Source organism: Mesorhizobium delmotii, assembly GCF_900149755.1.
GTDB lineage: Bacteria > Pseudomonadota > Alphaproteobacteria > Rhizobiales > Rhizobiaceae > Mesorhizobium > Mesorhizobium delmotii.
In genome coordinates this window covers 107,815-122,191 of sequence record NZ_FUIG01000092.1, presented here as the reverse complement: position 1 = coordinate 122,191, position 14,377 = coordinate 107,815, and the positions used below count along the sequence as shown (strand labels likewise).

The 14,377-nt window shown below is 61.6% G+C and carries 14 protein-coding genes; 1 reads left to right on the top strand and 13 read right to left on the bottom strand.

What is annotated here, in order from left to right; genetic code table 11:
* Positions 1-401: 401 nt before the first annotated feature.
* The 6 genes from BQ8482_RS35020 to BQ8482_RS34995 form a co-directional block, all read right to left on the bottom strand.
* The gene (locus BQ8482_RS35020; protein WP_123151716.1) at positions 402-791 is read right to left on the bottom strand and encodes a hypothetical protein; all 390 of its coding nucleotides are present in this window, start codon (positions 789-791) and stop codon (positions 402-404) included.
* Between the two features lie 208 nt (positions 792-999).
* Complete coding sequence (locus BQ8482_RS35015) at positions 1,000-1,146, bottom strand: hypothetical protein (protein ID WP_123151715.1); 147 nt, start codon at positions 1,144-1,146, stop codon at positions 1,000-1,002.
* Positions 1,147-1,172: 26 nt separating this feature from the next.
* Positions 1,173-1,427, bottom strand: a complete 255-nt coding sequence (locus BQ8482_RS35010) for a GlsB/YeaQ/YmgE family stress response membrane protein (RefSeq protein ID WP_123151714.1) — start codon at positions 1,425-1,427, stop codon at positions 1,173-1,175.
* 105 nt (positions 1,428-1,532) lie between these two features.
* A complete protein-coding gene (locus BQ8482_RS35005) occupies positions 1,533-1,781 on the bottom strand; it encodes a hypothetical protein (protein WP_095496888.1) in 249 nt (82 codons plus the stop codon).
* A 50-nt stretch (positions 1,782-1,831) separates the two neighbouring features.
* A complete protein-coding gene (locus BQ8482_RS35000) occupies positions 1,832-2,452 on the bottom strand; it encodes a ribonuclease D (protein ID WP_095496889.1) in 621 nt (206 codons plus the stop codon).
* A 196-nt stretch (positions 2,453-2,648) separates the two neighbouring features.
* A complete protein-coding gene (locus BQ8482_RS34995; RefSeq protein WP_123151713.1) occupies positions 2,649-4,034 on the bottom strand; it encodes a M20/M25/M40 family metallo-hydrolase in 1,386 nt (461 codons plus the stop codon).
* 404 nt (positions 4,035-4,438) lie between these two features.
* Here BQ8482_RS34995 and polA point away from each other — a divergent pair, with 404 nt between their 5' ends.
* On the top strand, positions 4,439-7,405 hold the full coding sequence (gene polA, locus BQ8482_RS34990) for a DNA polymerase I (RefSeq protein ID WP_123151712.1): 2,967 nt from the start codon (positions 4,439-4,441) through the stop codon (positions 7,403-7,405).
* Positions 7,406-7,585: 180 nt separating this feature from the next.
* Here polA and BQ8482_RS34985 read toward each other — a convergent pair whose 3' ends face one another.
* The 7 genes from BQ8482_RS34985 to BQ8482_RS34955 form a co-directional block, all read right to left on the bottom strand.
* Positions 7,586-7,990: a Fur family transcriptional regulator gene (locus tag BQ8482_RS34985; protein WP_023797411.1), complete on the bottom strand. Its 405-nt coding sequence runs from the start codon at positions 7,988-7,990 to the stop codon at positions 7,586-7,588.
* Between the two features lie 231 nt (positions 7,991-8,221).
* The gene (gene mgrA / locus BQ8482_RS34980) at positions 8,222-9,268 is read right to left on the bottom strand and encodes an L-glyceraldehyde 3-phosphate reductase (protein WP_123151711.1); all 1,047 of its coding nucleotides are present in this window, start codon (positions 9,266-9,268) and stop codon (positions 8,222-8,224) included.
* A 149-nt stretch (positions 9,269-9,417) separates the two neighbouring features.
* On the bottom strand, positions 9,418-10,581 hold the full coding sequence (locus BQ8482_RS34975) for a Gfo/Idh/MocA family protein (protein WP_123151710.1): 1,164 nt from the start codon (positions 10,579-10,581) through the stop codon (positions 9,418-9,420).
* A 12-nt stretch (positions 10,582-10,593) separates the two neighbouring features.
* Positions 10,594-11,340 carry a sugar phosphate isomerase/epimerase family protein gene (locus tag BQ8482_RS34970; protein WP_123151709.1) on the bottom strand — a complete coding sequence of 249 codons (747 nt, stop codon included), beginning with the start codon at positions 11,338-11,340 and terminating at the stop codon, positions 10,594-10,596.
* 53 nt (positions 11,341-11,393) lie between these two features.
* Positions 11,394-12,491, bottom strand: coding sequence for an ABC transporter ATP-binding protein (locus BQ8482_RS34965; protein WP_123151784.1), 1,098 nt, complete (start codon positions 12,489-12,491; stop codon positions 11,394-11,396).
* A gap of 2 nt (positions 12,492-12,493) precedes the next feature.
* On the bottom strand, positions 12,494-13,429 hold the full coding sequence (locus BQ8482_RS34960; protein ID WP_123151708.1) for a carbohydrate ABC transporter permease: 936 nt from the start codon (positions 13,427-13,429) through the stop codon (positions 12,494-12,496).
* Positions 13,422-14,315: a carbohydrate ABC transporter permease gene (locus tag BQ8482_RS34955; protein ID WP_023797405.1), complete on the bottom strand. Its 894-nt coding sequence runs from the start codon at positions 14,313-14,315 to the stop codon at positions 13,422-13,424. The genes BQ8482_RS34960 and BQ8482_RS34955 overlap by 8 nt, the downstream gene beginning before the upstream one ends.
* Positions 14,316-14,377: the final 62 nt, after the last annotated feature.

Below are 14,377 nucleotides of genomic sequence, written 5' to 3'. Positions count from 1 at the left end.
GAAAGCACGATGCGAAGCTTCAAAGTCTTAGAGCGTACGCTGTGCGTCCGAACGGACGCACGTCGCTCCATGGCGTTCGGGGTGAAGAGTAGATGCGGCGATTTAAGGGCGGGTTAAATGGTTCAAAGTTAATTCAATGCGTTACGGGCACGTCACCGCTCCGTTCCTTGCTCCTGGCGGTCGGCAACAATGGCGTCTATCGCGAGACGGCGGAGCGTTCTCGCATTTCGGCATCAACTGCCCAGCCGCAGTCGTTCGGCGCGGACCGCCCATAGCAAGGTAGCCGCCAATCTATGCTCGTCATTAGAGCGCGATCGGTAAAGTGCGTTCGATCGCGCTCTAAACCATTGAATCTACGCATGACCTTGTCACCAAAGTCACGCGCACTAGGGGATCATGAGTTAGCCAATCGCAGCACGAACGGAAAGCGCTGCCCAGGATGATTGCATCGTCTCGCCCACATGGCAGTAGCAGACAATTTCGTGGAGCTCATTGTCGGTCAATTCGAAGAAACGCTTTGCTTCGCCATAAGTATCGTCTTTCAGCCCCTCATCGCGCAGGACCGAATCCTCGAAGGCAACCGATATTGGCGAGCCTTCGCCACGCATAATTTCGCGCTCGGGTGACGAACGATATTCGGTCCCGATAAGTGCGGTGAGGAGTCGGTTGGGCTGCCGTTCAAGAAGTTTTGACCAACGTTCGAGACGCTGGGTTCGGTCCATTGCAGGAGGTGTTGGGTCTCTGTGTACCTTTGCCACCGTATGCAGTTGGTCCAGTGTTTGGTGCCTCATGGCAACCTCCTAATAGTAGGTGGGTTGGCCCCAAACTCCCTGTACCAAGATCATACCGCGAATGTGTCGATACGTCACTCTCATTCCATATCCAGCTTGGCTTCTCTCCGGGTGCATCGAAGGATGGAGCGGCCCCTGCCTTATCGTCAATTTTCGGCCTGATGGGGGATAGGTCATCGGCACCTTTGCCGTGCCAACCCAACGCCGCTCAGTTCTGCTGGATCGAAATGCCTTTGTCGTCGATCTTGAGTTCCACGCCCTTCGGCCTGGTTTGCTCGCGATAGACATAGACGCCGAGCGCGATGACCACGACGACGAGCGCGCCGATGACGAGATAGAGCATGTTCTGTTTCATGGCGCGCCCTTGATGTGCTTCGAGGATCAGGCCTGCTTCACCAGCTTGATCAGCACGAGCAGGATGACCGCGCCGATCGTGGCGTGGACGATGGAGGCAAATATGCCACCGCCTATGGCGAACCCCAGCGTTGGGAAGAGCCAGCCGGCGATGAAGGCACCGACAATGCCGACGGCGATATTGCCGACAAGGCCGAGGCCGAAACCCTTGACCATCAGGCCGGCGAGCCAACCGGCGATGGCGCCGATGATGATGAAGACAAGCAGGCTCTCAGTACCCATTGCAGATCCCTCCTGAGCGAACGGCCGTGGAGCAGAAAGCTCCGAATCGACCTCCGATTGCAACAGGTCCAAACTATTGGAAAGGAGCCGGCGCCGCCAGCGGCGTCATTCGTCGTCGTCATCCCCGGATGCAGGCCGCCAGCTGATCGGTTCGATCTTCCTTTGCGTATGGCCGTCCGTATACGCCCACCAGCCGGTGTCGTTCTCGTCCCAGTCGCCGCCGGCCGCCTTCAGGCGGTCGAGCGACCGGTACTGCGCGATGGATTCGTTCATCACGCCGTCGCTGTCCTTCCAGTAGACGGTGACCTTGGAGCCATCCTTGGGCGCTGTTTCGATTGGTTTTCTGGCAGCCATTTCATCCCTCCATGGACCGACAGAACGTCGCGGCGAACACCTGGTTCACCTTAGCTGTGGGCGAAGATGTCTGCCTCATCCCAGCCCATCAGGTCGAGTTTCGCACGCGTGGGCAGGAAGCGGAAGCAGGCCTCGGCCTCCTTGCTCCGGTTGTCGCGCGCCAGCCGCGCTGTCAGAACATCGCGCAGCTGGTGCAGATAGAGCACGTCGGAGGCGGCGTATTCGAGTTGTTCGGGCGACAGCGTCTCCGCCGCCCAGTCCGACGATTGCTGCGCCTTCGACAGGCTGACGCCGAGAAGCTCAAAGCAGATGTCCTTCAGCCCGTGCCGGTCGGTATAGGTTCGCGTAAGCCGCGAGGCGATCTTGGTGCAGAACACCGGCTCCGGCATGACGCCGAAGGCGTTGTAGAGCACGGCGAGATCGAAACGGCCGAAATGGAACAGCTTGGTTATGCTGCGGTTCTTAAGCAGGCTGACGAGGTTCGGCGCCTTCTTCTGGCCGGGCGCGATCTGGATGACGTCGGCGGAACCATCGCCCGGCGAGATCTGCACCACGCAAAGCCGGTCGCGATGCGGATTGAGTCCCAGCGTCTCCGTGTCGATGGCAACCGCCCCGACATCGTAGTGCAAGAGCCCCGGTAGGTCGTTCTTATGGAAGCGGATATCGCTCATCATCTTCTCCGGTCGCGACTGGACGCGCGTCGCTCTAATGCATGTCGCGCAAAAGTGTGCAGCGGTTTTGCGATAACGACATGCATAAAACAACAACCTAAAGCGCGTCGCATCAGGCAGATCAAACGCGACGCGCTTTAGCCCGTCCTTGCCGCGATCCGATGAAAAATCAACAGAAAGTTGAATTCTTGCCCTGTCAGCGTGTCAGCGCATCGAGAATGCGCGCCCAGGAGCGTTGTCCCTTGTGGAAGGAACTCATCTCGTATTTCTCGTTCGGCGAATGGATGCGGTCATCGTCGAGCCCGAAACCGACCAGCAAGGATTCGATGCCGAGATAGGTCTGGAAATCGCCGACCACCGGGATCGAGCCGCCGCTTCCCGTCGTCACCGCCGGCTTCGGCCATTCGTCGGACAGCGCGTCCTTGGCCTTGGCGAGGAACGGCGAGTCGTAGGAAAGCTGGATCGCCGGCGAGCCGCCATGCGGGTGGAAATCGACTGAGCAGTCGGCCGGGATGCGCTCCCTGACGAAGGCCTGGAAAGCGGCTCGGATCTTCTGGGGATTCTGCTTGTGGACGAGGCGGAAGGACACTTTTGCCGAGGCTTCCGCCGCGATCACCGTCTTGAACCCCTTGCCGGTATAGCCGCCGGTAATGCCGTTGAACTCGGCCGTCGGCCGCGCCCAGGTGAGTTCGAGCACCGAGCGGCCCTTTTCGCCGGATGGGATCGACAGGCCGACAGGCCCAAGGAACGTCTCGGCGGTCTCGCCGAGCGCCTCCCATGACTTCAGGATCTGCGAAGGCGTCTCCTCGACGCCGTCATAGAACCCCGGAATGGTGACATGGCCGTTCTGGTCGTGGATGTCGGCCAGTATCCTGGCCAGGATGCGGATTGGATTGGCGGCAGCACCGCCATAGAGACCGGAATGCAAGTCGCGGTCGGCGGCCTTCACCGTGATCTCCTCGCCGACCAGCCCGCGCAGCGCGACGCAGATGGACGGCGTATCGCGGTCCCACATGCCGGTGTCGCAGACAAGCGCAAAGTCGGCCTTGAGCTCGGCCGCATTTGCCTCGAGGAACGGCTTCAGCGATGGCGAGCCGGACTCCTCCTCGCCTTCGAACAGGATTGTGATGCGGCACGGCAGCCCGCCATGCACTTGCTTCCAGGCGCGGCAAGCCTCGACGAAGGTCATCAGCTGACCCTTGTCGTCGGCCGAACCACGTCCCGTGATCACCTGATGGCCGGGCTCGATCTCCTTCACCGAAGGCGCGAACGGATCGCTTTCCCAAAGCTCGATCGGGTCGACCGGCTGCACGTCGTAATGGCCATAGAACAGGACATGCGGTGCGCCCGCCGGCCCGTCATGGTGCGCCACCACCATCGGATGGCCTGGCGTGTCGCGCACGCTGGCGTCGAAGCCGATCAGTTTGAGCTCCGCCACCAGCCATTCCGCCGCCTTGCGGCAGTCTGCGGCATAGGTCGGGTCGGTCGAGATCGACTTGATCCTGAGCAGGCCGAACAGGCGCTCCAGGCTCTCGTCGAGGTTGTTGTCGAGGCGGTCGAGGACGGGAGAAATTCTGGACATTTTTATCAGGCCTTTCGATTCTGAGCGGCAACCCTAAAGCTGCGAGGCAGAAACGAAAAGCCGGCGGTCGTTGGACCACGGGCTCCAAAGAGCAAAAAAATGCCGCCGTGGTGGAGGGGGAACCACGGCGGCCTTTACTCGAAACGATGCGGCAGCCCGGAGAGGGGGGATAGGCTGCCGCAAGTGTCCGGGATAGGCGGGGGACGGGCCTTGCTCCGGACCTCGGCGAAAAATGCCGATGGCGTTTATCTGTGTCTCCGAACGTGGCGATTCAAGGGCACGAAGATTACACTTTCGTAACATACCCGTGATCGGATCGACTTGTCAGGGATGTTGCCGGAACCGGTGGCCGAGGCCGCCTTTGGCATGGACCACGACGCCGCGCCGCGCTATCCCTTCGTCCCATGAAAAAAGGCGATCATCTCTTCCTTGTCGACGGCTCCGGCTACATCTTCCGCGCCTATCACGCGCTACCGCCGCTGACCCGCAAATCCGACGGGCTGCCGACCAGTGCCGTGCTCGGCTTCTGCAACATGGTGTGGAAGCTGACGCAGGACGCCCGCAACACCGATGTCGGCATCGTGCCGACGCATTTCGCCGTCATCTTCGACTATTCGTCGAAAACCTTCCGCAACGACCTCTACCCCGAATACAAGGCCAACCGCTCGGCACCGCCGGAAGATCTGATCCCGCAGTTCGGCCTGATCCGCCAGGCGACCAGGGCCTTCAACCTGCCCTGCCTCGAGACAGAAGGCTATGAGGCCGACGACCTGATCGCCACCTATTGCCGGCTTGCCTGCGAAGCCGGCGGCGACACCACCATCATTTCCTCCGACAAGGATCTGATGCAACTGGTCGGCCCTTCGGTCGCCATGTACGACCCGATGAAGGACCGCCAGATCGGCGTTCCCGAGGTGATCGAGAAATGGGGCGTGCCGCCGGAAAAAATGATCGACCTGCAGGCGCTGACCGGCGATTCGGTCGACAATGTGCCGGGCGTGCCCGGCATCGGGCCGAAGACCGCGGCGCAATTGCTGGAACAGTTCGGCGATCTCGATACGCTGCTCGCCCGCGCCGCCGAGATCAAGCAGGACAAACGGCGCGAATCGATCATTGCCAACGCCGACAAGGCGCGCATTTCGCGTGAACTGGTGACGCTGAAGAACGACGTGCCGGGGATCAGCGGACTCGACGATTTCGTATTGCATCCGCCCGACGGACCAAAGCTGATCGGCTTCCTCAAGACGATGGAATTCTCCTCGCTGACCCGCCGCGTGGCGGAAGCAACCGGAACGGAAGCGGCTGATGTCAAGGCCGTTCCCGTCATTATCGAGCGCGCCGACACCGCGCATGGTCCCGATGTCGGGTTTGGGGTGCCGGCAGCCGCCGAAAGAGCGGCAGGCACAGTGACAGACGAAGCCGGAGAAGCAGTGCCGGCCACCGTCAAGGTGGAACCCAAGGAAGGCGACACCCCTTCGCTGCTCTCTGCGCTTCGCTTCGAGGACGCCACCGCCAGCAAGATCGACACCAGCGCCTACGTCTCCATCCGCGACACAGCAGTGCTGAATGCATGGGTGGCCGAGGCGATGGAGACCGGCATCGTCGCCTTCGACACCGAGACCACGTCAGCCGATCCGATGCAGGCCGAGCTGATCGGCCTGTCCATGGCCACCGCGCCCGGTCGCGCCGCCTATGTGCCGCTCGCCCACAAAAGCGGCAACGGCGACCTGCTCGGCGGCGGAGTGGTCGAAAACCAGATCCCGATCCGTGAGGCGCTTGGCATTCTGAAGCCGTTGCTGGAGGACAAGTCGGTTCTCAAGATCGTTCAGGAGCTGAAATACGACCTCGTCGTCATGAGCCGCCACGGCATCGATGTCGCCCCCTTCGACGACACCATGCTGATTTCCTACGTGCTCGATGCAGGCACGTCCGGCGGCCACAGCATGGCGGCTCTGTCGGAAAAGTGGCTCGGCCACTCGACCATTGCCCTTAAGGAGCTGGCCGGCTCTGGAAGAAGCTTCGTCGGCTTCGACCAGGTCGATATCGACAAGGCCACAGCCTATGCCGCGGAGCACGCCGATGTGACGCTCAGGCTCTGGCGGGTGCTGAAGCCACGGCTTGCCGCCAAGGGCCTCGTCTCGGTCTACGAGCGGCTGGAACGGCCGCTGGTGCCGGTTCTGGCAAGGATGGAGCAGCGCGGCATCTCCGTCGACCGGCAGATCCTGTCGCGGCTCTCCGGCGAGCTGGCACAGGGCGCCGCGCGGCTGGAGGATGAAATCTACCAGCTCGTCGGCGAGCGCATCAATATCGGCTCGCCAAAACAGCTCGGCGACATCTTGTTCGGCAGGATGGGCCTGCCCGGCGGCTCCAAGACCAAGACCGGCCAATGGTCGACCTCGGCGCAGCTCCTGGAAGACCTCGCCGCCGAAGGCCACGAACTGCCGCGCAAGATCGTCGACTGGCGCCAGCTGACCAAATTGAAATCGACCTATACCGATGCGCTGCCCGGTTTCGCCCATCCCGATACGAAGCGCGTCCACACCTCCTACGCCCTTGCCGCGACGACAACGGGCCGGCTGTCGTCCTCCGATCCCAACCTGCAGAACATTCCGGTACGCACCATCGAGGGGCGGAAGATCAGGACGGCCTTCATCGCTGACAAGGGCAACAAGCTGGTTTCCGCCGACTACAGCCAGATCGAGCTGCGCGTGCTCGCCCATGTCGCCGAGATCCCGCAGCTCAAGCAGGCGTTTGCCGACGGCGCCGACATCCACGCCATCACCGCATCGGAGATGTTCAACGTGCCGGTCGAGGGCATGCCCTCGGAGATACGCCGCCGCGCCAAGGCGATCAATTTTGGCATCATCTACGGCATTTCCGCCTTTGGCCTGGCCAACCAGCTGTCGATCCCGCGCGAAGAGGCCGGCGCCTACATCAAGAAATATTTCGAACGCTTCCCGGGCATCCGCGACTATATCGACGCGACCAAGGCCTATGCCCGCGAATACGGCTATGTCGAAACGATCTTCGGCCGCCGCATCCATTATCCGGAGATACGGTCGTCGAACCCTTCAGTCCGTGCCTTCAACGAGCGCGCCTCGATCAATGCCCGGCTGCAGGGCACCGCAGCCGACATAATCCGCCGCGCCATGATACGCATGGACGATGCGCTGGAAAAGGCGAAGCTCTCCGCCCGCATGTTGCTGCAAGTGCATGACGAACTGGTCTTCGAGACGGCCGAAGCGGAGGTCGAGGCGACGATCCCCGTCGTGCGCCATGTGATGGAGAACGCCGCGATGCCAGCGGTGTCGATGTCGGTGCCACTGCATGTCGACGCCCGCGCCGCCGACAATTGGGAAGAGGCTCATTGATGCGCCCAAGCCAGGTGTGTTGAGATTCAGGTCAGGCCGAGTCGGAGTCGAAGACGGGCGCGAAGCGACCAAACAGGTGGGTTCCGAGAACCGGAGCGGAACGTACTTTTGGGTACGTGAGCACCGGAAGCGCAGGAAGCCACCATTTGCAGGCCGGCATCACCTGAATATCAATACACCTTAAGCCGCCTCGGCCAGGCATTTGGCACAGGTGCCACGGAACTCGATCACCGCCTTCTTGGCGGCGAAGCCGGTCGAGCGCACCCATTCGTCGAGCCGGTGTCCGACATCATGGTCGGAAAATTCGGTCACCTGCCCGCATGTGTCGCAGATGGCAAAGGCGGTCATCGAATGACTGTGGTCGTGCGGCTCGGCGCAGGCGACAAAGGAATTGAGGCTTTCGAGCCTGTGCACGAAGCCGGACTTCACCAGCGTGTCGAGCGCGCGATAGACTTGCAGCGGTGCTCGAAAACCCCGATCGCGAAGCTGGTCGAGCAATGTATAGGCGCTGAGCGGCCCGCTGGCGGCCTCGAGTTTCTCAAGCACGCACAGCTGGTTTTTCGTCAGCACATCCCTTGCCGCCATGATCCTGTTTCCAACCCGTATTGCGCCCGTTGCACGTCATTTCCGCATGCAAGCGGCTCCAGTCCTATCCAGATAGCGACGAACGGGCCTTTTTGCTACTGTTTCTGTGTCGGCATGGCCCAGAAGCCGGCCAACTCCGGGCAGGCCCAAATTTCGAAGCAGACATTGGCGGCCGAGTAAAAAAACGGCGGGAGCAGTTCCCGCCGTACCTGTTCGGCTATGCGCTGCCAATCACTTCCGTGGCGGACCCTTGCGCTCGGCGGAGGCGGCCCACAGATTGATGTCGGCTTCGCGCGCGTAGGTGTCGATATCGGCGAGCTCGGCATCGCTGAAGTCGAGCGCCTTCAGCGCGCCGACGCAATCCTCGACCTGTTCCGGCCGGCTGGCGCCGATCAGCGCCGAGGTCACCCGGCCCTTGCGCAGCACCCAGGCCAGCGCCATCTGCGCCAGCGTCTGCCCGCGTCGGCTGGCAATCGCGTTCAGCGCCTTGATGTTGGCGATGGTCTTGTCGTTGATGAAGGCCGGCCTCAGCGACTTGCCTTGGCTGGCGCGGCTGCCCTCGGGGATGCCGCCGAGATATTTGTCGGTCAGCATGCCTTGCGCCAGCGGCGTGAACACGATCGAGCCGACGCCGAGCCCCTCCAGCGTGTCGAGCAGACCATCGTCCTCGACCCAGCGGTTGAGCATCGAATAGCTCGGCTGATGGATGATGCAAGGCGTGCCGAGCTGCTTCAAAATGTCGGCGGCCTCGCGCGTGCGCTGCGAATTGTAGGAGGAGATGCCGGCATAAAGCGCCTTACCCGAGCGCACCGCGTGATCGAGCGCGCCCATCGTTTCTTCCAGCGGAGTATCAGGGTCGAAGCGGTGCGAATAGAAGATGTCGACATAGTCGAGCCCCATCCGCTTCAGGCTCTGGTCGAGGCTGGCCAGCACATATTTGCGCCCGCCCCATTCGCCATAGGGTCCGGCCCACATCTCATAACCGGCCTTGGTCGAGATGATCAGCTCGTCACGATAGGAGGAGAAATCCGTCCGCAGGATTTCGCCAAAAGCCGTCTCCGCCGAACCGGGCGGCGGGCCGTAATTGTTGGCGAGGTCGAAATGCGTGATGCCGAGATCGAAGGCCTTGCGCGCGATCGCCTGCTTGGTTCGGTGCGGTGTGTCGTCACCGAAATTGTGCCAGAGCCCGAGCGAGATCGCCGGCAATTTCAGGCCGGATCGCCCGCAGCGATTATAGACCATTTTCTCGTAGCGGTTTTCGGCGGGGACATAGGGCATGGGAGATCCTCAAAGCAAAAACGAGCCCGGCAGCTGCCACCGCAAAAAATGGTGAGTCGGCCCTGCCCTCACCCTTAGCCTCTCCCCGTTTCTATGGGGAGAGGGGTCGACGGAAAACAGCACGTGTCGCAATCGCTGAAGCGCTCATGCTATTTCTTCTTTGCCAAGAGCCCTTTCTTCTTCGCCAACAGCCCTTCCGCATCCTCGACGCCCAGGGCCGCAGGCCGTTCGCAGGTGGTCTGCATGGCAACGAACTTTCCGCTCGCGCCCGACCGCAACATGCCGGTCATCACATCGACGGCATGCAGCGCCAGTTCCATCGAGCACCGATGCGGCCGGCCTTCCGTGATCGCTAGTGCCATGTCGGCGAGACCGGCGGTGCGATAGTTAGCCATCATGCCGTGCGAATGCATCTGGTTGGCCACGCCGAACGGATGCTTCCACTTCGGCAGCTTCTTAACCGGCTTGGCGGCGTCGGTGAAACGAACATCGCCGCCGAAGAAATTCGGATCCGGCAAGAACACCGTGCCCAACTCGCCGTAGAGTTCCATCGGCGCATGGCCATGGCTCCACACGTCCCAGCTGGTATTGAGCGTCACCACGGCGCCATTCTCGAACTCCATCACGCCGTGGATCGTCGTCGGCGTGGCGACCAGGACTTTTTCGCCCGCGCGAGGCTTGGACGAGATGGTACGCTCCGTCTTCGGGATCGAAGCGAACGCCGCCACCTGCTTCACCGGCCCGATCAGCTGGATCAGGTTGGTGATATAGTAGGGTCCGATGTCGAGCACCGGCCCAGCGCCAGGCTGGAAGAAGAAGTCCGGATTGGGGTGCCAATGCTCCATCCCATGGTTCATTACATGGCATGTGCCACTGGTGATCTTGCCGAGCTTGCCTGTATCGATCAGGTTGCGGACAAGCTGGTGCGCGCCACCGAGGAAAGTATCGGGCGCCGAGCCGATGCGCAGTCCGTCTCTCTCCGCCAGTTTCTTCAGGTCGAGCCCTTCCTTGACCGACAGCACGAACGGCTTTTCCGAATAGACGTGCTTGCCGGCATCGAGGATCTGTTTCGACACCTCGTAGTGCACCGCCGGAACGGTGAGGTTGACGATGATGTCGATATCGTCAGCCTTGAGCAGCCCTTCGACTGTCTCGGCGCGCAGCTTGAACTCCTTCGCCCGCACCTTGGCCGCATCCATGTTGATATCCGCGCAGGCGCGCATCTCGATGCCGCGAAACAGCGGCGCAAACGAGAAATACGCCTTCGAAATGTTGCCGCAGCCGATGACGCCGACCCCAAGTTTTTTTGCCATGCTGGTTTGCTCCTAATAGGTCTTGACGGCTGCGATCGAGCGGCGGGCGAAGCGCTCGATGTCGTTGGGGTTGTCCTGTTCCATGACGTAGTATTTGGCGGCGCTCTTGGCGCGCAGCGCCTGGATCAGGCCGGCCCAGTCGATCGTGCCGTGGCCGACATCCGACCAGCCGTCCTCGTCGAGGCCCTCGCCTGGCTTGGCAATGTCCTTGACATGGACGGCGGCGATGCGTTTGCCATATTTCTCGATCCAGGGCAGCGGATCGTCGCCGCCGCGCACCACCCAGGCGACGTCCATCTCCCAGCCGATGTCGGGCGCTGCCGTCAGGATATGGTCCTGCGGCACCGAACCATCGGCAAGCTTTTTGAACTCGAAATCATGATTGTGCCAGGCAAAGCCGTAGCCGGCTTTCTCAGCCGTCTCGCCAACCTTGGCCAGGCGTGCGCCGAAGCCGCGCCAGCCGGCCGCGTCGGTCGGCCTGCTCTCGGCGACCAGATAGGGGCAGATGAGCAGTGTGATGCCGAGCGCGTCGGCGATTTTGCGCACACCGCCAAAATCCTTCTCGAGCGCATCGATCGAGAAATGGCCGGTCGGCATGGTGAGGCCGTTCTTGTCGAGTTCGGTACGAAATGCCTTGGGGTCATCATAGACGCCGCCGAACCCCTCGACTTGCGCGTAGCCGAGCTCGCCCAGCATCTTGAGCACCGCTTCCCAAGGTTGGAAATTGCGGGCGCTATAAAGTTGGAATGACCAGTTCATCGTCTCTGTCCGTTCTCTGGGGATGGATGGGCTTGAGGTGAAATTCTGGGGAGTTACAGGCGGTTGCCGGTTGCGGCGTCGAACAGCGAAGCGCGCATCGGGTCAAAACCGATGCTCACCGTGTCGGCATTGTTTGGCGTGCGCTCGGATGTCACCCTAACCGTGAAATTCTGATTTCCGAGCTTCAGCCAGACCAGCGTGTCGGACCCCATGGGCTCGACGACGACGACATTTGCCGTGGCTGTGAACGGCCATCCGGAGCCGCTGTTGAACGCGACATGCTCGGGCCGGATACCGAACACGGCCGCTCCCGGCAGGGGCTCCTTTTCGAAAGCGTAAGTGGCGAGCGGGATCCGCACTTCTTCGGCGACGAAGTGCCAGGTGCCATCGTCCTTCTCCAGCCGACCATCGAGGAAATTCATCGCCGGCGAGCCGAGGAAGCCGGCGACGAAACGGTTGACCGGGCGGTTGTAGATGGTCTGCGGTGCGTCGAGCTGCTGGATGACGCCGCCCTTCATCACCGCGATGCGGTCGGCCAGCGTCATCGCCTCGATCTGGTCGTGGGTGACATAGATCATCGTGTTCTGCAGCTTGCTGTGCAGCAGCTTGATTTCGACACGCAGCTCGGCGCGCAGCTTGGCGTCGAGATTGGAAAGCGGCTCATCGAACAGGAAGACGTCGACGTCGCGCACCAGCGCCCGGCCGATCGCGACACGCTGGCGCTGGCCGCCCGAAAGCGCCGACGGCTTGCGTTGCAGCAGTGGCTCGATCTGCAGGATTTCTGCAGCCCGCGCGATGCGCTTGGCGATCTCGTCCCTCGGGATGCCGGCAACGCGCAGCCCGAACGACAGGTTCTTCTCGACAGTCATCTGCGGATAGAGCGCATAGGACTGGAACACCATGCCGATGCCACGGTCCTTGGGTTCCTCCCAGGTGACGTTCTTGCCCTTGATGAAGATGCGGCCGTCCGAAACGTCGAGCAGGCCGGCGATGCAGTTGAGCAAGGTCGACTTGCCGCAGCCGGACGGCCCGAGCAGCACGATGAACTCGCCCTCGGCGACATCGATGTTGAGCGTCTCCAGCACCGACACCGAGCCGAAATTCAGCGACAGGTCCTGGATCGAAACGCTGGGATTTTCGAGTCTTGTCATCATCATCCTTTCACCGCGCCGGCGGCGATGCCACGCACGAAGAGCTTGCCGGAAACGAAGTAGACGACGAGCGGTACGAGGCCGGTCAGGATGGTGGCGGCCATGTTGACGTTGTATTCCTTCACGCCTTGCACCGAGTTGACGATGTTGTTGAGCTGCACCGTCATCGGATAGGTGTCGGGGCGGGTGTAGACGACGCCGAACAGGAAGTCGTTCCAGATGCCGGTCACCTGCAGGATGATGGCGACGACGAAGATCGGCAGCGACATCGGCAGCATGATGCGGAAATAGATGCCCCAGAAGCCGGCGCCGTCGACGCGCGCCGCCCGGAACAGTTCATCCGGCATGGAAGAAAAATAGTTGCGGAACAACAGTGTCAGGATCGGCATGCCGAAGATGGAATGAACGATCACCAGGCCGCTCAGGCTGCCATAGAGGCCGATTTCGCGCAGGATGATGACGATCGGATAGATCATCACCTGATAGGGGATGAAGGCGCCGACGATCAGGATGACGAAGAACGTGTCGGCGCCCTTGAAGCGCCAGTTGGCAAGCGCGTAGCCGTTCACCGAAGCGATGGCGATCGACAGGACGACCGACGGAACGGTGATGCGCACCGAGTTCCAGAAGCCGCGCGAGAGCCCGTCGCAGTTGAGGCCGGTGCAGGCGCTGGACCAGGCCTTCACCCAAGGCTCGAAGGTGATCTCGAGCGGCGGTGAAAAAATGTTGCCGAGGCGTATCTCCGGCATGCCCTTGAGCGACGTCACCACCATCACGTAGAGCGGCAGCAGATAATACAGTGCCACCACGATGAGCGTGCCATAGAGGAAGATGTTGCGGCGCGAGAACACATGCCGCGGCTTCGGCCCTCGCGGCCCGGATGCCTCAAGCCCGATAGAGCCAGTGCCGGCAGGCAGGGGAACGGCAAGGTCAGCCACGCTTCTTGCCTCCGAATTCGAGATAGGCCCAGGGAACGATGACGACCACCACCGACAGCAGCATCATGGTCGAGGCGGCGAAGCCCTGGCCGAGGTTCTGGGCGAAGAACATGTAATCATAGACATATTTGGCCGGTACTTCGGAGGCGATGCCGGGACCGCCGCTGGTCTGGGCGACGACCAGGTCATAGACCTTGACGATACCGGCGGCGATGATGACCAGCGCGGTGATGAAGACCGGCCGCATCATCGGGATGATGATGAACAGATAGGTTTTTAGGGTGGGTATCCCATCCACCCGCGCGGCCTTCCAGATATCCTCGTCGATGCCGCGCAGGCCCGCCAGCATCAGGCACATGATCAGCCCGGTGCCTTGCCAGAGCGCGGCGATCAGGATGCCGTAGATGACGATGTCGGAATTGTAGAGCGGATCGAAGCTGAAGCTTTCCCAGCCGAGGCCGCGCACCACCCCCTGGATTCCGAACTCCGGGTTGAGCAGCCACTGCCAGACAAGGCCGGTGACGATGAAGGACAGCGCGAAGGGGTAGAGGAAGATGGTGCGGAACGTGTCCTCGAAGCGGATCTTCTGGTCGAGCAGCGCCGCCAGTATGAAGCCGATGACCAGAGAGAACACCAGCGACAGCACGCCGTAAACCAGCAGGTTCTCGATCGAGACCAGCCAACGCGGCGTCGACCACAGTCGATAATACTGGTCGAGCCCGACGAAGTTCAGCCGCGGCAGCAGTTTTGAATTGGTGAAGGAATAGAGCACCGTCCACGCGCTGCCGCCGACGAAGATCACCAGTGCGGTGAGGACCATCGGAATAGAGGCGACCTTGGCGTTAAGGTTGCGGAAGAGTTGGTTGGGGCGTTCGCTCTTGCTCATCTGCACAGCCGGGCTAGGGTAAGGCCGAAGGGTCACGACTTGACCCGGAGCTCCCGGCCCCG